This window comes from Candidatus Thiopontia autotrophica (assembly GCF_982804495.1).
Genome location: NZ_CEYDPX010000015.1, coordinates 18695 through 40174, shown reverse-complemented (window position 1 = coordinate 40174; position 21480 = coordinate 18695). Strand labels below are relative to the sequence as shown.

Sequence of the window (21480 nt, the reverse complement as noted above, 5' to 3'; positions counted from 1 at the left end):
AGATCAGTGGTGACCACGTTGACTTCTTTGCAGAGAATGCTCTGGAGCATGAGCGTTCAGGTGAGATGATCGAGCGTATCGGCATTACTGCCTACCTGGAAGGAATGGATTTGGAAGTTGATCCGAACATGATTGCTGTTCCACGAACCACACCTTACGTCCGTATGGATGACTGGGATGATGAGGTGGCCAAGTGGGAAGAGCGAAAGAGCGCCTAGGTTAAATAGTGCCCTTGTTTAAGAATTATTGAGTTAAAACAATAGAGTAATTGGAGAAAAATTATGGCAGAAGCACCCCGCATGCCGGAAGAGACTGGTGTACCAAGCGCAATACCGTTTATGCACCCCATCATGAAGGAGAACTACGGATCATGGAAGTTCCATGACCGCCCTCGTCCAGGTGTACTCCACCACGTGGCTAAATCTGGTGATGAGATCTGGAGTGTCCGTTGTGGTACCCAGCGTCAGATGGATCTATACACTATTCGTCTGTTGGCAGATATTGCTGATGAGTTTAGTGATGGATATCTTCGCTTTACTGTGCGAAACAATGTCGAATTCCTCTGTAAGGATGAGAGCCGTGTGGCCCCACTGATTGAGCGACTGAATGAAGAGGGCTTCCCCGTTGGTGGAACCGGACCATCTATCACCAGTATCTCTCATACTCAGGGCTGGATGCACTGTGATATTCCTGGAACAGACGCATCTGGTGCGGTTAAGTCCTTAATGGATGAGCTGCATGAGGAATTTATTCGTGAAGAGATGCCAAACCGTGTGAAGATTACCTCTTCATGCTGTCAGATTAACTGTGGTGGGCAGGGTGATATTGCAATCAATATCCAGCATACCAAGCCACCAAAGATCAACCATGACCTGGTTTCCGGTGTCTGTGAGCGCCCAACCGTTGTGGCTCGTTGCCCAGTTGCTGCGATTCGTCCAGCAATCGTCAACGGTAAGCCTTCACTTGAGGTTGATGAGAAGAAGTGTGTCTGCTGTGGCGCATGTTTTCCTCCATGTCCCCCAATGCTGATCAACGATCCTGAGCACTCCAAGTTGGCAATCTGGGTGGGCGGCAAGCACTCGAATGCACGTAGCAAGCCAATGTTCCATAAGCTGGTTGCTGCAGGCCTCCCTAATAATCCTCCACGCTGGCCTGAGGTTGGTGCAGTGGTCAAGAAGATCCTCGCGGTCTACAAGGAAGATGCAAGAGATTGGGAGCGTATGGGTGAGTGGGCCGAACGTATCGGCTGGCCAGCATTCTTCGAGAAGACTGAGCTTCCATTCACTAAATACCATATCGATACCTGGCGCGGTGCAACTGCCAGACTGAATGCCTCTACACATATCCACTTCTGATCTCGTTGTTAGCGAAATCTTGGGTCTATGGTTTTAAGATATTAAAAGGATTGTTTAGATGAAAATTTCAGTACAGGTAAATGAGGGGCCATATCAGCATCAGGCCTCTGACAGTGCCTACAATTTTGTAAAGGCGGCACTGGAGAAGGGGCATGAGATATTTCGTGTCTTCTTCTATCACGATGGTGTAAATAACGGGACTCGCCTGGCGACTCCACCACAGGATGATCGTAATGTTCAACAGCTCTGGAGTGATCTCTCCAAGGAGCATGAGCTTGATCTGGTGATCTGTGTTGCAGCGGCTCAGCGTCGCGGCATTGTGGATGATGGCGAGGCAGAGCGTAATGGCAAAGATGCGACCAACATCATGGATGGGTTTCGTATCTCTGGTCTGGGTCAGCTGATTGAGGCTGGGGTTCAGTCCGACCGTCTGGTTGTCTTTGGTGATTAATAGGAGAAGCACAAATGTCTGAGATTAAAAAGTTTCTCTATGTAAATCGTAGAGCCCCTTACGGAACTGTATATGCACTGGAGTCACTTGAGGTGGTTCTGATTGGCGCAGCCTTTGATCAGGATGTAAGTCTGGTATTCATGGATGATGGCGTTTTTCAGCTGAAGAAAGATCAAAATAGTGAAGCTTCAGGAATGAAGAACTTCTCGCCAACGTTCAACGCGCTGGGTGATTATGATGTCAACAAGATCTATGTCGAGAAAGAGTCGCTAGAGGCTCGTGGTCTGACCATGGATGATCTGATGGCACTTACCTATGAGGATGAGGATGATGATTGGGCTGAAAAATCATCAATGCATCTGGTCTCTGCCGATGAGATTCGTGATCTCATGGAAGAGAGCGAAGTGGTTCTGAGTTTCTAGGATAGAAGGGGATTAAATTATGCTACACATTGTAAACAAGTCACCTTTTGAAAAGGATTCATTCACCTCCTGTATGGCTCATGCGACTGACAGCAGTACGGTTCTGTTGATTGAGGATGGTGTCTATGCAGCTCTGAAAGGTAGTTCAGTTGAGGGAGATCTCTCCAAGGCCAAGGTCGTGGCTCTGCAGAGTGATGTTGCGGCTCGAGGAATCGAGGGCAATCTCGTAGAGGGAGTTGATCTGGTTGATTATGCCGATTTTGTTGATCTTGTCGCTAATGGCGATGGGGTTCAATCCTGGGTGTAAGAGAGTTAATTATTAAGTTTTATTTTTTACCTGTTTTTTAGGAGAAATGTTATGAGTATTGATGTAAACGGTCAGGCTGTAGAAGTTGATGAAGAGGGTTACCTCTCCGATATTAATGATTGGACAAGAGATGTGGCTGCAGTATTGGCTGCTGATGAGGATGTTGAGTTGACTGATGCACATTGGGAGGTAATTGACTTCCTGCGTGAGTATTACGACGAGTATCAGATTGCCCCTGCAGTACGTGTATTGACCAAGGCTCTTGGTAAAAAGCTTGGTAAGGAGAAGGGTAACAGCAAGTATCTGTATGAGTTGTTCCCATTCGGCCCTGCAAAGCAGGCTTGTAAGATTGGTGGGTTACCCAAGCCAACAGGCTGTATCTAAGTTCTCACTCAGCTTACCGACTGTAGCGCCCCATTGCGGCGTTTGAAAATGGTAATTTACACTTGTAAATTCACATTTTCTGCCTTGCACTGGAACCCTGCAGTCGGCAATCTGAGCAATAATTTATTCAGGAGTTAGTTGTACTGCAACCTCCTGATTTTGCACAGTAATTTACCTGTAGAGAAAATGTCGCGGAGGCGATAGGCGTATGTTAACTGAACTGTTTGCCATACTTTTTTATGTAGCCACGGCCATTCTGGTGATTGGCGTTGCTCTGAGAGTCGTTGCCTACTGGCGCACCCCGGCTCCGCTCAAAATTCCTACCATGCCTGCACCTAGAACACAGACAGGGATGGTCTACCGTATGGCCCGCGAGGTTGTACTGTTTGAAAGCCTGTTCAAGTCCAACAAGTGGATCTGGATATTTGGCTGGATGTTCCATATGGCACTGTTCCTGGTGCTTGCTCGTCATGTTCGTTATTTCCAGGAGTTTCCCTGGTTCTGGGTCAATATTGTTCAACCCTTTGGCAAGTATGCAGGATTTGCCATGATCGCCGGTCTTGCAGGACTCTGGGCACGTCGTTTTATTGTGGAGCGGATTCGTTACATCAGTACTCCATCCGACCACCTGATGCTACTACTGCTGCTTGGTATTGGTGTAAGCGGGATGATGACAACCATGGTATTCCATACCGATATTGTTGCCCTTAAAGAGTTTATGTTGGGGGTAATCTCGTTTGATCTATCCCATGAGCTGCCAGCAGACCCAATTTTGATTGTTCATCTTTCACTGGTTATTCTGTTGATGGTGATCTTCCCGATCAGTAAATTGATGCATGCCCCAGGCATTTTCTTTAGCCCAACCCGTAATCAAATCGATGATTCACGTGAGAAGCGACATATCGCTCCATGGGCAGCAGAGATGGAGAAATAATTGTGGCCAGAGTAAAGATTGATGCTCCAGAGCTGACAGAGTACGTAGAGATTCCTGTGCTGCAGGAGGGGGCTATGGCTCACTCCTCACCATTTGTGGCCAAGCCAGACCACCAGGAGGCGCTGAACTTCCCGGGCGAGCTGGTTGATGATTGGCATGACCGGGCAATTGCGAAGATGGCAGATCTGAACAAGACCTCTCGTAGCTTTAGCCTGTTCCTCGATATCTGTGTCCACTGTGGATCCTGTACCGACAAGTGTCACTACTTCCTCGGTACTGCAGACCCCAAAAACATGCCGGTTGCTCGTCAGGAGCTACTGCGTAGTGTCTACCGTCGTTACTTTACCTTTGCCGGCAAGTTCTTCCCCAACCTGGTGGGGGCGAAGGATCTGACCCGTGAAACTCTGGATGAGTGGCACAGCTACTATCATCAGTGTTCAGAGTGTCGTCGCTGCTCCGTTTTCTGTCCCTACGGTATTGATACTGCAGAGATCACCATGGCTGCACGAGATATTCTCGATGCTGTCGGTTATGGCCAGAAGTATGACAATGAGATTTTGGGCAAGGTGCTAAAGATTGGTAACAATCTGGGTCTGCCAGGCCCCGCTCTGAAGGCGACTCTGGAGGATCTCGAAGAGGATCTGGAGGATGAGACTGGTCTGCCAATTCGCATGCCACTTGATGAGAAGGGTGCAGACGTGCTGTTGATCACCCCATCGGCAGACTTTTTTGCAGAGCCCCATATTGATGGACTGCTGGGTTATGCCAAGGTATTCCACCAGGCTGGAATTAGCTGGACCATGAGCTCTTACGCCTCTGAAGGTGCCAACTTCGGTATGTTTATCGGCAACTATGCAACCATGAAGAGTGTTGCGGAGAGAATTCGTACCGCAGCTCTTGAGTTGGGTGTGAAGCGGGTAATTGTTGGTGAGTGTGGCCACGCATGGCGTGTTGCCTACAGCTTCTGGAATACCCTTGCTGGTACCGGACACGGTGCTGCGGCAGATGACAAATATGCGCAGATGCTGCAGAAGCAGCTTGATCCGCGCTATCCCGCCCCCCAGCACATCATAGAATTTACCTACGATTTGATGCAACGTGGCGCCTTGAAGATTGATAAATCGGCAAATGACCACCGTACCGTTACCTTCCATGACTCCTGTAACGTGGCACGTGGATCTGGTATGGGCGGTATTGAGCGTGGCCAGTTTATTCTGCCTCGTGAGGTTATCAAGGGTGTGGTCAACAATTACGTCGAGATGGATAGCTCTACCATGTATGAGGAGACCCTCTGTTGTGGTGGTGGCGGCGGTCTGCTGACAGACGATCTGATGGAGCTCCGTGTCAAGGGGGCAATGCCTCGCATGAATGCTCTCCATAAGGTGTTTGAGGAGGAGGGGGTAGATACCCTTGCAGCAATATGTGCAATTTGTAAGAGCCAGTTCACCAAGGTGCTGCCTTATTACAAGATGCCAATGGATATGATTATAAGTGTTCACCAACTGGTTGGTGATGCACTGGTGTTTGAGAACAACGATTAAAGCAATGATTAATTTAAAAGATAGGAGCATCTGATAATGGCAACGCCAAGTGATGAGATGAACAAAGAGCTGAATTTCCGTCGTTACGAGGACTATCCTCGTGAAGAGTTTGGACGTTTTTACGATAACGATGAGATGATCTGGCAGGCTAGCTGGACCCACAAGTGTCCCACCTACGTTCACCAGACTCCACCCTGTCAGGCTAGTTGCCCATCAGGTCATGATGTTCGTGGCTGGCTCGATATCGTCCGTGGCCTCGATACCCCACCAGAGGGTGTGACCATGGAAGAGCATGCATTTCGTCTCTACACCGAGGCCAACCCCTTCCCTTCAACCATGGGTCGAGTCTGTCCTGCACCCTGTCAGGATGGCTGTAACCGTAATGAGGTTGAGGATTTTGTAGGGATTAACTCGATTGACCAGTTTATCGGTGACAGCGCCCTGGAGAGTGATCTCGGGTTTGAGTCTGGCGAGGATAGCGGCAAGAAGGTTGCAATCATCGGTGGCGGTCCAGCAGGATTGGCGGCAGCCTACCAGCTGCGCAAGATTGGTCACGGTGCAACCATCTTTGATGACCATGACACCCTGGGTGGAATGATGGTCTACGGTATTCCTGGATATCGTACCCCACGTGAGATGCTGGCCGGTGAGGTCAAACGTATTACTGATATGGGTGTTGAGCTCCGCCTCAATACCCGTGTTGGAACTGATATCTCTGTAGAGGATATTGAGAAAGAATTTGATGCTGTTTTCTGGGCAATTGGCGCCCAGTCTGGCCGTCCACTACCTATTGATGGTGCCGAGGCTCCCAACTGTATTACCGGTGTTGCCTTCCTTAGTGCCTTCAACTCTGGTCGACTGAAACATGTATCTGGCAAGGTGGTTGTGGTTGGTGGTGGTGATACCTCCATCGATGTCGCCTCTGTTGCCCGCCGTATTGGCCATATTGATACGCCTCATGACAATGATCGCCCAGAACATATCATTATGGGTGATACTGCACATGATGTTGCAGATACTGCGGCCCGTGAGGGTGCTGAGGTTCTGTTGATCTCGCGTCAGCCAATCGAAAACATGAGTGCAGCACAGCACGAGATTGATGATGCCCTGCGTGAGGGTGTAGAGATCCGTGGCTCACTGAGCCCTGTCGAGGTTGTCCTCGATGCAGATGGCCGTGCTACCGGTCTCAAGGTGGTGCAGCTCAGTTACGAGTCCGGCAAGGCCGAGCCTATCGAGGGTACAGAGGAGATTCTTGAGTGTTCACTAATCGCCTCAGCAATCGGGCAGACTGGTGATTTCACCGGTTATGAGGATCTTGACAATGGTCGTGGTCTGATTGATGCCACCAAAAACTATGCAGTAAAGGGCAAGCCAGGACACTTTGTTGCTGGCGATATCATCCGTCCACATCTACTCACTACAGCAATTGGCCAGGCGTCAGTTGCGGTTGAGTCAATTAATGAGTACCTGAAGGGTGAAGAGTTGTCAGTCCGACCAAAGGTTGACGTACATCACTTCCAGTTGGGGGATCAGCTACAGCGTGCAGGTCTTGAGCCAGAGAACTTTGCGCCAGAGGGTGATGGCAGGGAGAAGGAGGATGGACTCAGAGGTACCGATAGCAGCAAGTTTGCGATCCATAACTATGAGGACCGCTCTTTTGCCTCGGTAATTACCCATGAGAAGCTCTTCCTGGGCCATTTCGAGAATAGTCCGCGCAACCACCGCAGTTTCAAGGAGGTTGATGCTGAGGTAGTTCTGCAGAACTTCGAGGAGCGCATGGTCGGCCTGGACAAGGATACTGCGGTTGCAGAGGCAAAGCGCTGCATGAGCTGTGGTATGTGCTTTGAGTGTGATAACTGCGTTATCTTCTGTCCCCAGCAGGCAGTATTCAAGGTGCGCAAGAATGAGAGCGCCATGGGTCGTTACGTAGATACGGACTACTCTAAATGTGTTGGCTGCAACATCTGTGAGGACGTATGTCCAACCGGTTATATCCAGATGGGGCTCGGTGAGTAGATACCACAACCAGAGGTTGAATGTGATGTTGTCACAAATGTTAAAACAGATTTCAAGACAGCGTGTCACAGTGGTGGCACTGGTTCTGAGTTCATTGATGGGTTATGCCTCGATCGCTCAGAGTGGCGGCGATCATGATGGAGCCAGATCATCTATCAGCTCCAACGCGGGTGACGCCTGTGTGCGCGAGACCGCATGGATGCGACGCAACCACATGGAGCTGTTGCAGCACGATCGTGATCGTACCCTGCAACTTGGGATCCGCCCGGTTGAGGGTAGCATCAAGGGGTGTGTTGAGTGCCATACTCAGCAGGATGACCATGGAAACAGCATTGCAATTAATGCGGAGGATCAGTTCTGCAGTAGTTGTCACGCCTTTACCTCGGTGAGCATAGACTGTTTCGAGTGTCATGCAACCAAACCAGACCAGCCCAGAATCGCTGTTGGGAGTTCTGCAAAATGAGTCAAGATCAGACAACAGACAACAGAACAGAAGAGATGGATTCTCAGTTAGAGAGTCGGCAGCGTCGTCGCTTTATGGTCCAGGCTGCGGGTGCAACCGCACTAATCGCACCAGGAATTACCCTGATGACTATTGCCCAGGCAGATCAGGATCAGCCAGAGGGCGCAAGCAGCAGCAAGCGTTGGGGCATGTTGGTTGATACCAACAAATGTACAGACGGATGCAGCGACTGTGTCTCCGCCTGTCAGCAGGAGAATGGCTGGGGCGAGGGCTCAACTGATGAGTCTCAATCCAACCCACAACAGAAGGCGCAGTGGATCCGTACCGTAACCATCCGCGACAAACAGACTGGACATACCGATCAGCTGCCGATGATGTGTCAGCACTGCGAGAATCCAGCCTGTGTAGATGTCTGCCCAACTGGTGCCTCGATGAAGCGAGCTGATGGCATTGTGTTGGTTGACAAACATATCTGTATCGGTTGCCGCTACTGCATGATGGCCTGCCCATACAAGGCACGTTCCTTTGTCCATGAGCCACTGCATGACCAGAAGAGCAACTCACCCCGCGGCAAGGGAACAGTTGAGGCATGTACCATGTGTGTACATAGAGTGGACCGTGGTGATCAGCCAGCCTGTGTTGAAAAGTGCAGCAGTGGAGCAATGATGTTTGGTGATCTGAATGATCCCAATAGCGATATTTCCAAGAAACTGGCAGAGGTTGACTCTACCCAGATTCGTGCCGATCTTGGGTTGAACCCAGGTATCCGTTACAGCGGGATTTAAGGAAAACAGAGATGAAAAGAGTCGTCTACAGCGGAATAGAGGGTCGTAGCCTTGGCTACTGGGGATTGATGGGAGCACTGGGATTTTTCATCCTGATGGCTGCCGGGGCATTCCTCTATATGGAGCACAGTGGCCACCACGTAACCGGGATGAACAACCAGGTTGTCTGGGGAATGCCGCACGTATTTGCGATTTTCCTGATTGTTGCCGCTTCTGGTGCCCTTAACGTAGCCTCGATTTCATCAGTTTTCAACCAGAAGATCTACAAACCGATGGCCAGAATGTCGGCAATGTTGGCATTGACCCTGCTGGCGGGCGGGTTGGTGGTTCTACTGCTCGATCTTGGGCGTGCAGACCGTATGATCACCGCAATAACCTCATACAACTTCAAATCAATATTTGCCTGGAACATAATCCTCTACACAGGGTTCTTCGTGATTGTGCTCACCTATCTCTGGACCATGTTTGATCCAAAGATGCATCAGCATACCCGCAAGGCTGGTACTGCAGCCTTTATCTGGCGACTTGTGTTGACCACAGGTACCGGATCGATCTTCGGCTTCCTCTCAGCCAGACAGGGCTACGATGCGGCGATCATGGCGCCCATGTTTATTATCATGTCATTTGCATTCGGCAAGGCGATCTTCATGATCCTGCTGATCGGGATCTATCGCTATACCGACCGCTCCATCAGTGCCGATCTGATTGAGCGCCTCAACAATCTGTTTGGGGTCTTTGTGGCTGCGGTTCTCTACTTTACTGTGGTCTTCCATCTGACCAACCTCTATGCTGCAGAGCATGCCGGTTTTGAGCGCTTTATCCTGATGGATGGTGGTATCTACACCTTCCTCTTCTGGGTTGTTCAGGTTCTGCTGGGCGGGGTTGTTCCACTAATCCTGATCTACCACCCCTCATTTCGTTATGACATTCGCTCACTCATTACCGCATCCTCGCTGGTGATTGTGGGTGGATTTGCCCATATCTACGGCATTGTAGTCGGTGGTCAGGCCTTCCCTCTGGTGCTCTTCCCGGGCAAAGAGGTTAGCAGCAGCTTCAATGAGGGGGTGGTAAATAGCTACACCCCATCACTTCCAGAGATTCTGTTGGGGCTTGGTGGAGTTGCTGTTGCGATCGCGCTCTTCCTGTTTGCAATCAAGATGTTGCGCCTGGTGCCAGACAATCTTGATGCCGAGCACACAGAGAATATCACTGAGGTTCCAGCCTAAGCGTGGAACAGTCTGCCATTGAAGCAGCTCTACATCTCTGCAGCCCATAAATCTTCAGGGAAAACAACCGTAACTCTAGGCCTCTGTGCAGCATATGCTGCACGGGGCCTCTCTGTATCCCCATTCAAGAAGGGCCCTGACTATATTGATCCAATGTGGCTCTCGATGGCATCAGGCCTACCGTGCCATACCCTGGATTTCTATACCATGGAGCGTGAAGAGATACTCGCGCTCTACCATGCAGAACAGGCAGGTTCAGACCTCTCTATTGTAGAGGGCAACAAGGGGCTATTTGATGGCCTTTCGGTTGATGGTAGTGATAGTAATGGAGCGATGGCAAAACTGCTGGATCTACCAGTTGTGTTAGTAATAAACACCAATGGAATCACCAGAGGTATTGCCCCGTTACTGCTGGGGTATCAGAATTTTGACCCGGAGATCAATTTTGTAGGGGTAATCCTTAATCAGACTGGAGGTTCACGCCATGAGAAAAAATTGCAACAGGTGGTTGAACACTATACTGATATGGCTGTTCTGGGCACCATACCGCGTCATCCAGACCTGGAGATCGTAGAGCGTCACCTTGGACTGGTTCCAAGCAATGAGGCCCATGAGGCTCGCAACAAGATTGAGACCATTCGCAGAGTTGTCGAGGAGCAGGTAGATCTTGATCGTCTGCTGGAGCTTGTTCCTGACTCTCAGGAACAGGATGATCATTCTGTTTCAGAGGTGATAGGTGATAGCTCTGTTCAGAGTGTGGTGACACCACCACTGCGGGTTGGGATTGCCAGAGATGAGGCGTTTGGTTTTTACTACTCGGCAGATCTGGATGCGTTTCGTCAACAGGGGGTAGAGTTGGTTCCGTTCAGTCCACTTCATGACAGTGATCTGCCGGATGTAGACGGCCTCTTTATTGGGGGAGGTTTTCCCGAGACCCACATGGCTCAACTGGAGCAGAACCGCTCTATGCGTAGACAGATTTATGATGCCATTGAGAATGGAGTACCAACCTATGCGGAGTGTGGCGGCCTGATGTATCTGTCACGTCAGATAAGCTGGGGTGATGATTGCCGTGAGATGGTGGGGATAGTTGACGGCGACAGTGTGATGCACAAGAGACCCCAGGGGCGTGGGTACGCCCGCTTCCAGCGTAGTGGAGAGTCATCTGATACCCCAGCACATGAGTTTCACTACTCATCACTTGAGAATCTTGCAGAGGATACGGAGTTTGCCTACTCGATTCATCGTGGCTTTGGGGTTGATGGCAGGCACGATGGAATTGTCTACAAAAACCTTCTGGCAAGTTATGTCCACCAGAGAAACAGCAGACAAAATCCATGGGTTAAAGAGTTTGTCGACCGTGTCAGAGAGATAAAAAACGAGACTAAACAGGAAAAATAGATGATTACAGTTACAGAAAATGCACTCGGTTTTATTAACCACTCCATAGAGACAGGTGGTATTGAAAATGAGCTGGGGCTCAGGGTTGCCATCAAAGAGTCGTCAGATGGTGGGTATGATTATGGTATCGGATTTGACGAAAAACGTGAGAGTGATCTTGAATTCAAGTTCGGAGAGGTAACGGTGTTCATCAATGAAGAGCTGCGAGAATATCTGGAAGACGCTACCCTGGATTATGTGGAGATGGATGGCGGGGAGATGAGCCTGATTGTGCTCAATCCAAATGACCCTACCTACACCTCTCCATCGAAAAAGAGAAACTAAATATGGCGTTCATGCGGATTGCCCATAAATGGCACAAGGATGACAAGCATGAAATAAGTGAGCTGGCTGGTTCACTATCCTATAACTGCTGGAAGTTCTCCCTGAAGATGGTTAGAAACCTGCAGGATGAGAAGTTCTATTTCACCTCCAAATCCCAGGGTCTGGAGGTGATGACCGAAATGTTGATTTTTCTGATCCAGATTACAGACCGACTGGTTTATGACTCTATGGAGCCTGATATACGGGGACAGTTCATCGGTGCAATGGCCTATCGGTTGCTAGATATTGTTGAGGATAACTATGCCGACCTGCCAGAGCAGGGGCCTGACCGTACCGATCTGGTAGGGTTGATAAACGAGAGGGCAGCTGACTATGCAGAATTCAGTTTTGGTGACGATGGGCCAAGCTACCACTTTATTCGTTACTTTGGAGAGAGAGTAGGTGCCATTATGGGTGACGACCAGGACAACCGCTGGGTGATTGATCAGATCATGGAGATTGAGGTCCCGGACGCCATTGAGGCACTGAAAAAATCAATCGAGGGAATTGTCGGTGTTGAATTGAATTAAGGGAACACAATACTTAAGTCCCCGTCATAACTCCTAACTGCTCTTCAGCGGAATAACCCAACTACAGAAGTGTCTGACATCACGCTCCAGACCATCCTCAAAGCCTGATGAGTACTCCTGCGTAATCTCGTGCTCCTCACGCCTGGGGTTGCGTAGATAGCCTGCCATCCACCCCTCCATATACTCAGAATTAACATTCATCTCAATCATTCTGCAGACGGCATCGTAGTAGCTGATCTCACTCATGGTCGTCCTATTATCCTGAAAATATCAAACCAGGGCAATCAGGACCAGAACAAAAAGGACTACTGCCAGTAGAAGCAGAATTGCACTCTGCCACTCGCCTGCCTCAGCCTTGGGGCTGTTTGTCATCATGTGTCTGGCTCTTGGAAAGATGTAGATAATCATCATCAGCAGAAGCAGGGCTGAGCCAATTTTCATCCAGTCCATATGGTCACCTCACTGTTCTAAAAAGAAAAAAGCCCCGACAGTGCGGGGCTTTTGCATTGTTGGGTAAATTAATATCAGTCGTCTCTCATCGCACCAAGAATGTGGAGCAGATGGACAAACAGATTGAATATATTCAGATAAAGACCAACGGTCATCATAATGTAGTTGGCATTTGGATCGTGAATCATGCGGCTGGTGTCATAGAGAATGAAACCGCTCATCAGCATGATAATCACCCCGGATATCGCCAGTGAGAGTGCAGGAATATTAAAGAAGATGTTTGCCAGCATAACCACTAGCGCCATCATCAGACCTGCAATCAGGAATCCACCCATAAAGCTGAAATCCTTCTGGGTGGTCAGGGCGTAGCCAGAGAGCCCAAGAAAGATAATTCCGGTTCCACCAAATGCAGTTGCAATCAGCTCGCCACCATTTGGCATACTCAGATAATGGGTTAACATTGGGCCCAGACCAAAACCAAGAAGACCGGTAATTGCAAACACAACCCCAAGACCGCTGGCAGAGTTGGCTGTACGAGGAAGAACCAGCCATATCAGCCCTAAAGCTCCCAGTGAGGATACAAGACTTACCCCCGGTGATGTCTGCATGACTACAGAGAGAGCAGCCATCAGGGCACTAAAGATCAGGGTTGTAGAGAGTAGGGTGTAGGTACTCTTGATAACCTTGTTGGTAGCAAGAGTTGACTCCTGGCTACGTGATATAGATTGTTCCATTGGGTTCATGATTTTCCTCAAATTTTAAGTAGTCAATATTGAGATATTAGAACATAAAAGTGGTCAATGGTTCCGTAAAATTGGTCACCATGTGGTGGGCACCTGGGCAGGCTCCTGGAATCCTCAGCAATGGACTCTATTGGCTAAACAGCTCCTGATCAGTCTGGATCTCACCACTTTCCAGTTCAGCATCCACCGCCTCACGAACCTCTACAATCACCAGATTAACATTGATGTCGGCTCCAGCCAGTGGGTGATTTCCATCAATGGTAACCTCGCTATCACTGACGGCAGTGATAGTAACAGGGATATCATGTCCGTTCTTCTGGGTGAAGAACTGCATGCCAACATGGATTTCGCGCTCTGTGTTGAACTGACTGATAGGGACCACCTGGATTTTTGATTTATCCCGCTCCCCATAGCTATCAGCAGGGTCAAGAGCAAAGGTGATACTCTCTCCTGCCTGACGCCCTTCAACCTGCTTCTCAATGGCGGGCAGCACCGTTGCGTGGCCCTGAATAAAGGAGAGGGGTTCACTATGATCGGTACTATCGATCACCTCTCCCTTGTCGTCGACCATCTTGTATTCGATGGTAACGACTCGATCTTTACATATTTTCATCGTGCAAACTGTACTCGTGAGAAGAAGAATCAGCGGATATTACAGGTAATTTTTCACAAATTACAGTAGAGAATAGTTGACTGATCTGCTGGTGACATGCAGACTGCCAAGCTTGTTTTAACAAAAGGATTTCTGGTTATGCTGTGGAACTTCATGATGCATGCCCTGATGGGGTGGTTGGGGGCATATTTTTTCCTGCCAACGGCGGAGAGGATTGGGATTGCCATTCTGGTCGTCTGTGTGACCCAGGCTGCTGATCAGGTTCGGATACGAAAAGAGAAGTTTGCTGAAATAGAGGCCCTCCCCGAGAAGGATCGTGAGCAGGCCGGTAGAGAGCTGGAACAGAACATCACCCGGTTGATGAGTAAAATATTTGTTCAGAATGTTGCGCTTTATACGGCTGTACTATTATTGACTGCGCATGCGGCAAGGTTAAACGGCTGGTTATAGGAGTAGATCGTGGGTGGTGAAGAGATAGAGAGCAGCGACGAATTGGATCAGAGCCACTACTTCTGTCGCAATAATGCCTATACCAGGCTGACTGGGGGGGATGGTGAGGTTGCGCTGGTGGACAAGCGTGATCCAAAGCAAACCGTCAGCCTGGAGCCCTGGTTAGCCACCGTCTTTATGCTGGCCGATGGGCAGCATACCGTGGGCGAATTGATCGGCCACCTTCGGGGGCAGTATATGGAGCAGCCACCGGCAGAGTTGGAGCGTACCATTCTCTCTGTGGTGGAGCGTTTGGTGGATTCAGGGACGGTCAGGCTGAATGAGGCACCCATTGAGCCTGCCTACCACCTTGCCAGACCCATTGAGGAGCTGGATCCGGAAGAGGCGAAGCGTTTTCTGCAAGAGGATGGTTACTACCAGTTACCGCATTAAACTGAGACGCTTGGGGGAGGGGATAAAACGAGATGATGTGTGGAATGAACAATAGGGAGGCAACCTTCTCGGTGATTGGCGCCTTTATTGCGACCCTGTTGGCCTCTTTTATGAGTTACACCATTCTGGAGGAGGACCATGTGCCAATGATTCTCGCCTCTACCGGGGCCTCCGCAATGCTGATCTTTGCCCTGCCCCACAGCCCGGTTTCACAGCCATGGAATCTGGTTGGAGGACACATCACCTCTGCATTTGTCGGGATCAGCTGTCTGCTTCTGATTGATAGCCCCCTGCTCGCTTCATCTGTCGCCATTGCTGTAGCGATGGTGTTGATGCACGTCCTGCGGTGTATGCACCCGCCCGGTGGGGCCACAGCAGTGACTGCCGCGATCGGGAGCCAACAGATTGAGAATCTGGGTTATGCCTTTATGGTGGTTCCAGTCTTTTTGAATGCGATCATTCTGCTCTCTATTGCGATGGCTGTTGGGGTGTTACGTGAGAAGAATCCCTTCTATCAAGATACTACTCATCATCCAGATTTTTAATTGCCCATATAGCGGCTTCAACACGGGTTTTTAGCTGTAACTTTCTCAGGATATGTTTCATGTGGACCTTGACGGTACCGTCAGAGATATCTAATTGACGCGCAACAACCTTGTTGCTCATGCCATCCATAACCAGCCGTAGAATCTCAGCTTCACGGTTGGTCAGGTTTGCCTCTGCAGAGGAGTGGGGCGATAGATGATCATCACGAATTGACTTTGCCAATAGTGTGGTCAACTGTTCACTAATGACGGTCTGCCCGTCAGCAGCCTGCTCAATTTTTTCCAGGATATCTTCCGGCTCCATATCTTTCAGCAGGTAACCATCCGCACCACTGCGTAACGCATCAAGGACGTTGGACTCATGGTTTGAGACTGTCAGCATGATGACTTTTGAGGGGAGGTTATCCTGCTTGAGAAGTTTCAATGTCTCAATTCCGTTCATCCCTTTCATGTCGATATCAAGTAGGATCAGATCGGGTTTTGTCTCAGCGGCAAGCCGGATACCTTCATTTCCATTTGCAGCCTCCCCAACCACGGAGAATCGGGGGTTCATGGAGAGCAGATTCCTGACCCCTTTGCGAAACAGGGGGTGGTCATCAATAATGATGAGGGTGATTAGGTTTGGTTGATCCACGCGGTGATGTCTCCAGTTGGTTCATGGTGTTCTACGGGGGTAAAATTGATCTCAACAGTGGTGCCACTCCCATTGCGTCTGCTGATCTTATAGACCCCATTCAATGCGGTTGTACGCTCTTGCATGATGGAGAGGCCAAAGTGCCCTTGGCGGATCAGATTTTCGTCCACACCAATGCCATCATCCTGAATGGTTAGAGTGATCGCCTTGGTGGGTGTGCAGCGCAGTTCGACCCAGACATTGGAGGCCTCTGCATGCTTGTGTACATTATTCAGGGCCTCACGAAGGATATAGACCAGATGGATGGCCTCATGGGGGTTGACCCTGCAATCACCCAGACGGATATCCAGCATGATCTTCACGTCTTCCCGTTGCCTGAAATCCTCAATTGACTGTTTGATGGTATTGCCCAGTTCATCGGTCCCGATGGAGAGTCTGAAGGTGGTGAGCAGTTCACGGAGTTGACGGTAGGCATTATTAAGTTCGGTACGAATATCTGTCGCAATGGTCTGGGCCACTTCACTGTTCTCGATCTCCGAGAGGTGTTTTTGGATGCGACTAACCTCAATTTTCAGGTAGGAGAGTGATTGTGCTAAGGAGTCATGTAACTCACGGGCAATACTGCTCCGTTCATGGTTAAGAATGTTCTCCTTCTCTTTGATGGTGCCACGAGCAATGGTGATTGCGGCCCCAATCTGCTCTGAGATCATCTGGATGGTGGAGGTTTGCCACTCATCCAGCTGCTTTCCATCGGGTTTCAGCATCAACAGGCCGTAAGAACGAGAGCGGTTACGGTCTTTGATGGGGGTCACAAATTCACTGCCACTGTTTTCGGTTGATGAGAAGCACCCTTTGCAACCTGCACTACAGTGGTGATCCCGCAGATTGGAGGCGAGGACATGCCCCCTCATGGCGCTGGCATCGGAGAGGCAGATCAGCCCGGACTTGATGTTGAGAAGTTGGTCTATTTTCTCAAGAATTCTCTCGTAGCTTCTGGAGCTTGTGGGGTTCTGGGCAAGAATGCTGGAGGTGTTGTAGAGCAGCTCCATGGTGTTCTTTTTCTGTTTCAGATCCTCCGTCTTCTCATGGATCTCCCTCTCTTGATCAATGTAGGTTTTAGAGAGCTCGGTAGACATCGCATTGAAGGTGTTTACCAGTCGAGTGAGTTCATTGTTTCCACTCACCGATGCCTGGTAGCTGAAATCACCCTCTCGGATCTTTTGTGTTGCCGTCATCAGAGTTTGCAGAGGGGTGAGAATCCTGGAGTAGAGAAAAATCATGATCATCAGAACAATGGCAATGGCAATAAACAGGCTGCTCGACTCGATGAGGTGAAGCGTCTTGATCTTCTCCTCCATCTCCAGCTCCAGCTCTTTTACCATGCTGTCAATCTTACGGACAAAATAGCTGACAAGACCCATATAGCGCTGCCGGATCAGGTTTCGTGAGGTCTTTGTCAATGCATCCCACTGGGCGTCACCCTCTCTTCCCGGAAAGTAGGAGGGGTCCTCCATTTTTTCATAAACAAACAGTATGGGTTTGATCTGATACTGCCATACCCGAACAACCTCCTGGTAGGTCTGGTTGATTTGGCTGTTCGGATCCTTTGGGACGGATGACCGGATACTGGGATGGTGAAGCCGTGAATCAAAGTTGTGGACATGGCTGGAGAAGAGGTCCCCGGGAGCGGATGGGCTCGGTTCGGTGGTGGTGCCGGCATTCTTGTAGACCAGGTCAGTTGCAATCTGGAATGATTTCATCCGAAGAGAGCCCGCCTGGTTGATTGCACTCGCCATTCCGGTGATTGATTCAGAGATAAAAATTGAGCTGAGCATGCTGATGAATGTCAGCAGTACGATTCCCCCTAGCGCAAGACCAAAACGAAGAATAAGGGACTGCTCTTTTGGTTGAGTTGACATATGTCTGTTATTTGTTGTGTGGGGAGCAATAGAGCTTCAGGAAAAGGGGATACCACCTAATGTGTTCTTGAGCGGTTAGGCTGGCTACTATCGTATAACATCTACTATGAATATCAATATATACAGGTAGATAGTTATTTACCACTCTATACCACCTTGGTGGTATTTAGAGAGAATAGTAGGCTCTACCCCTCCCTACAGGCTATTGCATAGATAGCACTGCATCGATAGATTGCACACTCCATAGCAGGTTCAGCACTATTTTCTGCAGTAGCTAAGAGAGGAATCGAGATGCCAAGTTTTAGAGCCCAGCAGCTTTCAGTACTCACCATGAACACCTTTGCCTTTACCGCGTGTTTTGCGGTATGGGTGATGTTCTCCATCATCGGAATTCCGATCAAGGAGCTGTTGACGCTCAGTGAGACCCAGTTTGGAATCCTGATCGCAACCCCGATCCTGACTGGATCGATCACCCGACTGCCGGTGGGCATGTTGACAGACAAATTTGGTGGACGGATTGTCTACTTTCTGTTGATGCTGGCTACGATTTTGCCACTCTGGTTTATCAGTGAGGCGACCGAATACTGGCAGTTTATTGTATTGGGGCTGTTTGTGGGTATCGCAGGCGCCTCGTTCTCGGTGGGTATCGCCTACACCGCACGCTGGTTTACCAAGGAGAAGCAGGGCTTTGCCATGGGTATCTTTGGTGCCGGTAACGCAGGTGCTGCACTGACCAAGTTTGTTGCCCCCTCACTGGTGGTGGCCTATGGCTGGGAGATGGTACCCAAGGTCTATGCTGTCGCCATGTTTGTCGTTGTTGTGCTCTACTGGATGTTCACCTATGAGGATCCTGAGCATAAGGTAGGGAGCCATATCACGATTGCCGATCAGCTGAAGATGTTGGGCGACCCCAAGATCTGGAAGTACATGCAGTACTACTCGTTGGTGTTTGGTGGGTTTGTGGGGCTCTCTCTGTGGATGACCAAGTACTACATTGCAGAGTATGGCTTTGATCTGACCACTGCAGCGCTCCTTGCGGCAGTCTTTGTGTTGCCATCCGGGGTTATTCGCGCGCTGGGCGGCTGGTTCTCGGATAAATATGGTGCCTACAAGGTGACCTGGTGGGTAATGTGGATCTCCTGGGTCTGCCTCTTCCTGATGTCCTATCCACAGACAGAGATGGTGATCAAGACCACTACCGGTAGTGTGGTTGTGGGTGTCGGTCTCAATGTCTGGGTATTCACCAGTCTACTGTTTGTTGTCGGTATCGCCTGGGGATTTGGAAAGGCCTCGGTCTTCAAGTTCCTCTCCGATGAGTATCCAGACAATATCGGTGTCGCCTCAGGCATTGTTGGACTGGCGGGTGGCATGGGTGGCTTTCTGCTACCGATCATGTTCGGTGCGTTGATCGACTTTACCGGTATCAACAGTGTGGTCTTTATGCTGCTCTATGGTGCCACCTCGGTCTCACTGGTCTGGATGCACTATACCTTCGCAAAAGATAAGCAGCGACAGGATGCTTTATTAGCAAGGGATCATGTGATGCGTGAGTATGAGCAGTCCCATGAGGATCTGGAGTCCTATGCCACTGCCAGGGCAGCAGTAGAGCAGTCCGAGATTATCGAGCAGTTCTATAACAGCTATACCTCTGCGCGTGAGAAGGCCAGGCAGGAGGCAGAGCGGTTGAAGCGACAGCGAATGGAGGGGACACTTCCGAGTGAGTCTCTGGAGTAGCCCATTCAGATTGTGTAGTTAGTTATTCAAATTTAATTTTTAGCGTTTTACTATTTTATTAACGATAAGGAGACAGTAATGTCGGATATCACCAAGTGGGACCCGGAAAACGAACAGTTCTGGGAGTCGGAGGGAAAAAGGATCGCAAACAGAAATCTCTGGATCTCGATCCCCAGTCTGTTAAATGGCTTTGCGGTATGGCTCTACTGGGGCATCATCACCGTGCAGATGCTCAACTTGGGGTTCCCCTTTGCAAAACCGGAGCTCTTCACCCTGATGGCCATTGCCGGTCTGACCGGTGCAACACTGCGAATCCCCAGCAGCTTTTTTATACGTATTGCGGGTGGTCGAAATACCATCTTCTTTAGTACCGCACTATTGATGATACCGGCCATTGGTGCAGGTCTTGCGCTGCAGGATAAGGAGACTCCACTCTGGGTATTCCAGATTCTGGCATTCCTCTCTGGCTTTGGTGGGGGTAACTTCGCCTCCTCAATGTCAAATATCAGCTTCTTCTTTCCCAAGAAGCAGCAGGGGTTGGCGCTGGGGCTGAATGCAGGGCTGGGAAATGCAGGGGTAACCACTATGCAGATTCTGGTTCCTCTGGTGATGACCTTCGGAATCTTTGGTGGTGATCCAATGACGTTGGTGACCTCCTCTGGAACCCTGATTGGCAAGATTCCGGCAGGCTCTGACACCTACATCCATAATGCCGGGTTTATCTGGCTGGTTTTCCTGATTCCACTGGCCTTTGCCGGCTGGTTCGGGATGAATAACCTCAAGGTGGACCATGTCACCCCGCATCTGCCCTCTCCGATTGGTGCCTTCTCAATGATTACCATGATGCTGGGCATTGGATTTATGACAGCAGCGGCTGGACTCTATGTCATTCTTCCTGATCCAACAGGAATCGGTGCACCAGGGTGGGCGAAATGGCCGGTTATTGCAGGTATCCTGTTTATGACGGTCCAGATTCTGAAACTGCTCCCGGGGGATATCAAGCCCAATCTGAAACGCCAGTTCAAGATTTTCGAGAACAAGCACACATGGGTGATGAGCATCATCTACACCATGACTTTCGGAAGCTTTATTGGTTACTCTGCCGGTTTTGCTTTGGCGATCAAGGTGGTCTTCGGTTTCACCCATGTCATGGGTGCCGATGGCGCCATGATGCATGATGTGGCCAATCCAAATGGCCCCTCAGCACTGATGTATGCCTGGATGGGCCCCTTTATTGGCGCGCTGATTCGCCCCATTGGCGGCTGGATGGCAGATAAGATGGGTGGAGCCAAGGTGACACAATATGTCTCCTTGACCATGATTGGTAGTGCATTGGGTGTTGCCTATTTCCTCGCAGCGGCCTACCAGTCTGCAACCCCTGAGGAGTTCTTCTTCCCATTCTTTATCCTCTTCCTGATTCTGTTTGCAGCAACAGGAATTGGTAATGGTTCTACCTTCCGTACTATTGCAATGGTGTTTGATAAAGAGCAGGCAGGCCCTGTACTGGGGTGGACCTCAGCAGTGGCGGCCTATGGCGCCTTCATTATCCCTAAGGTGTTTGGTGAGCAGATCAAGGCAGCGACACCTGAGAATGCACTCTATGGATTTGCCATCTTCTATACGGTCTGTCTGGTATTGAACTGGTGGTACTACCTCGGTCCGAAGAGAGAGTTTGATAACCCGTAAAGGAAAAAATTCAGGGCAACCCACGCATACTTCTGCGCAGATTAACCAAACCCAACATAGATCTGCAGATGGGTTGTCCTGTTCTAAATCAATCTA

Annotated in this window: 25 protein-coding genes and 1 pseudogene; 20 read left to right on the top strand and 6 right to left on the bottom strand. The window is 49.8% G+C overall.

Features of this window, described 5'->3' with window-relative positions; all coding sequences use genetic code 11:
* From AC3ZFK_RS05880 to AC3ZFK_RS05810, 15 genes and pseudogenes are all read left to right on the top strand, one after another.
* Positions 1–218, top strand: a pseudogene (locus tag AC3ZFK_RS05880) (dissimilatory-type sulfite reductase subunit alpha); the annotation flags it as partial.
* 63 nt (positions 219–281) lie between these two features.
* Positions 282–1355, top strand: coding sequence for a dissimilatory-type sulfite reductase subunit beta (gene dsrB, locus AC3ZFK_RS05875; protein WP_487506472.1), 1074 nt, complete (start codon positions 282–284; stop codon positions 1353–1355).
* A gap of 58 nt (positions 1356–1413) precedes the next feature.
* On the top strand, positions 1414–1806 hold the full coding sequence (gene tusD, locus AC3ZFK_RS05870; RefSeq protein ID WP_487506473.1) for a sulfurtransferase complex subunit TusD: 393 nt from the start codon (positions 1414–1416) through the stop codon (positions 1804–1806).
* Positions 1807–1820: 14 nt separating this feature from the next.
* A complete protein-coding gene (gene tusC / locus AC3ZFK_RS05865; RefSeq protein WP_487506474.1) occupies positions 1821–2228 on the top strand; it encodes a sulfurtransferase complex subunit TusC in 408 nt (135 codons plus the stop codon).
* A 19-nt stretch (positions 2229–2247) separates the two neighbouring features.
* Positions 2248–2535 (top strand): sulfurtransferase complex subunit TusB, encoded by a 288-nt coding sequence (gene tusB, locus AC3ZFK_RS05860; RefSeq protein ID WP_487506475.1) that lies wholly within the window; start codon positions 2248–2250, stop codon positions 2533–2535.
* 51 nt (positions 2536–2586) lie between these two features.
* Positions 2587–2919, top strand: a complete 333-nt coding sequence (locus AC3ZFK_RS05855) for a TusE/DsrC/DsvC family sulfur relay protein (protein WP_487506476.1) — start codon at positions 2587–2589, stop codon at positions 2917–2919.
* A 208-nt stretch (positions 2920–3127) separates the two neighbouring features.
* Positions 3128–3853, top strand: a complete 726-nt coding sequence (locus AC3ZFK_RS05850; protein WP_487506477.1) for a respiratory nitrate reductase subunit gamma — start codon at positions 3128–3130, stop codon at positions 3851–3853.
* Positions 3829–5394, top strand: coding sequence for a sulfate reduction electron transfer complex DsrMKJOP subunit DsrK (dsrK, locus tag AC3ZFK_RS05845; protein ID WP_487541489.1), 1566 nt, complete (start codon positions 3829–3831; stop codon positions 5392–5394). Before AC3ZFK_RS05850 ends, dsrK begins: the two co-directional genes overlap by 25 nt.
* Positions 5395–5430: 36 nt before the next feature.
* Positions 5431–7410 carry an NAD(P)-binding protein gene (locus AC3ZFK_RS05840; RefSeq protein ID WP_487506479.1) on the top strand — a complete coding sequence of 660 codons (1980 nt, stop codon included), beginning with the start codon at positions 5431–5433 and terminating at the stop codon, positions 7408–7410.
* Between the two features lie 37 nt (positions 7411–7447).
* Positions 7448–7873 (top strand): Hdr-like menaquinol oxidoreductase cytochrome c subunit, encoded by a 426-nt coding sequence (locus tag AC3ZFK_RS05835; protein WP_487506480.1) that lies wholly within the window; start codon positions 7448–7450, stop codon positions 7871–7873.
* A 35-nt stretch (positions 7874–7908) separates the two neighbouring features.
* A complete protein-coding gene (dsrO, locus tag AC3ZFK_RS05830) occupies positions 7909–8658 on the top strand; it encodes a sulfate reduction electron transfer complex DsrMKJOP subunit DsrO (RefSeq protein WP_487506512.1) in 750 nt (249 codons plus the stop codon).
* A gap of 11 nt (positions 8659–8669) precedes the next feature.
* Complete coding sequence (gene nrfD / locus AC3ZFK_RS05825) at positions 8670–9884, top strand: NrfD/PsrC family molybdoenzyme membrane anchor subunit (RefSeq protein ID WP_487506481.1); 1215 nt, start codon at positions 8670–8672, stop codon at positions 9882–9884.
* An 18-nt stretch (positions 9885–9902) separates the two neighbouring features.
* Complete coding sequence (locus tag AC3ZFK_RS05820) at positions 9903–11285, top strand: cobyrinic acid a,c-diamide synthase CobB (protein WP_487506482.1); 1383 nt, start codon at positions 9903–9905, stop codon at positions 11283–11285.
* Positions 11286–11609 (top strand): HesB/IscA family protein, encoded by a 324-nt coding sequence (locus AC3ZFK_RS05815; protein ID WP_487506483.1) that lies wholly within the window; start codon positions 11286–11288, stop codon positions 11607–11609. It abuts the gene before it with no gap.
* 2 nt (positions 11610–11611) lie between these two features.
* A complete protein-coding gene (locus AC3ZFK_RS05810; protein WP_487506484.1) occupies positions 11612–12178 on the top strand; it encodes a hypothetical protein in 567 nt (188 codons plus the stop codon).
* A gap of 33 nt (positions 12179–12211) precedes the next feature.
* Here AC3ZFK_RS05810 and AC3ZFK_RS05805 read toward each other — a convergent pair whose 3' ends face one another.
* The 4 genes from AC3ZFK_RS05805 to AC3ZFK_RS05790 form a co-directional block, all read right to left on the bottom strand.
* Positions 12212–12424 carry an Alvin_2107 family globule sulfur oxidation protein gene (locus AC3ZFK_RS05805; protein ID WP_487506485.1) on the bottom strand — a complete coding sequence of 71 codons (213 nt, stop codon included), beginning with the start codon at positions 12422–12424 and terminating at the stop codon, positions 12212–12214.
* Positions 12425–12448: 24 nt separating this feature from the next.
* On the bottom strand, positions 12449–12619 hold the full coding sequence (locus AC3ZFK_RS05800; protein ID WP_487506486.1) for a hypothetical protein: 171 nt from the start codon (positions 12617–12619) through the stop codon (positions 12449–12451).
* 83 nt (positions 12620–12702) lie between these two features.
* Entirely contained in the window at positions 12703–13371 is a 669-nt protein-coding gene (locus AC3ZFK_RS05795) for a Bax inhibitor-1/YccA family protein (RefSeq protein ID WP_487506487.1), read from the bottom strand.
* Positions 13372–13498: 127 nt separating this feature from the next.
* Positions 13499–13984 carry an FKBP-type peptidyl-prolyl cis-trans isomerase gene (locus tag AC3ZFK_RS05790; protein WP_487506488.1) on the bottom strand — a complete coding sequence of 162 codons (486 nt, stop codon included), beginning with the start codon at positions 13982–13984 and terminating at the stop codon, positions 13499–13501.
* Between the two features lie 138 nt (positions 13985–14122).
* Between AC3ZFK_RS05790 and AC3ZFK_RS05785 the strand changes: the two genes are divergently transcribed.
* From AC3ZFK_RS05785 to AC3ZFK_RS05775, 3 genes are read left to right on the top strand one after another with little or no spacing between them, the layout of a single operon-like run.
* Positions 14123–14434 (top strand): hypothetical protein, encoded by a 312-nt coding sequence (locus tag AC3ZFK_RS05785; protein WP_487506489.1) that lies wholly within the window; start codon positions 14123–14125, stop codon positions 14432–14434.
* A 9-nt stretch (positions 14435–14443) separates the two neighbouring features.
* Positions 14444–14866 carry a PqqD family peptide modification chaperone gene (locus tag AC3ZFK_RS05780; RefSeq protein ID WP_487506490.1) on the top strand — a complete coding sequence of 141 codons (423 nt, stop codon included), beginning with the start codon at positions 14444–14446 and terminating at the stop codon, positions 14864–14866.
* Between the two features lie 44 nt (positions 14867–14910).
* Positions 14911–15411 carry an HPP family protein gene (locus tag AC3ZFK_RS05775; RefSeq protein WP_487506491.1) on the top strand — a complete coding sequence of 167 codons (501 nt, stop codon included), beginning with the start codon at positions 14911–14913 and terminating at the stop codon, positions 15409–15411.
* Here AC3ZFK_RS05775 and narL read toward each other — a convergent pair.
* Entirely contained in the window at positions 15389–16045 is a 657-nt protein-coding gene (narL, locus tag AC3ZFK_RS05770; protein WP_487506492.1) for a two-component system response regulator NarL, read from the bottom strand. The two genes, AC3ZFK_RS05775 and narL, sit on opposite strands and share 23 nt — an antisense overlap.
* Positions 16027–17964, bottom strand: coding sequence for a HAMP domain-containing protein (locus AC3ZFK_RS05765; RefSeq protein ID WP_487506493.1), 1938 nt, complete (start codon positions 17962–17964; stop codon positions 16027–16029). Before AC3ZFK_RS05765 ends, narL begins: the two co-directional genes overlap by 19 nt.
* Before the next feature lie 291 nt (positions 17965–18255).
* Between AC3ZFK_RS05765 and AC3ZFK_RS05760 the strand changes: the two genes are divergently transcribed.
* Together AC3ZFK_RS05760 and AC3ZFK_RS05755 are read left to right on the top strand one after the other, a co-directional pair.
* Complete coding sequence (locus AC3ZFK_RS05760; protein WP_487506494.1) at positions 18256–19698, top strand: MFS transporter; 1443 nt, start codon at positions 18256–18258, stop codon at positions 19696–19698.
* 78 nt (positions 19699–19776) lie between these two features.
* Positions 19777–21384 carry an MFS transporter gene (locus AC3ZFK_RS05755; protein ID WP_487506495.1) on the top strand — a complete coding sequence of 536 codons (1608 nt, stop codon included), beginning with the start codon at positions 19777–19779 and terminating at the stop codon, positions 21382–21384.
* The last annotated feature ends 96 nt before the right edge of the window (positions 21385–21480 follow it).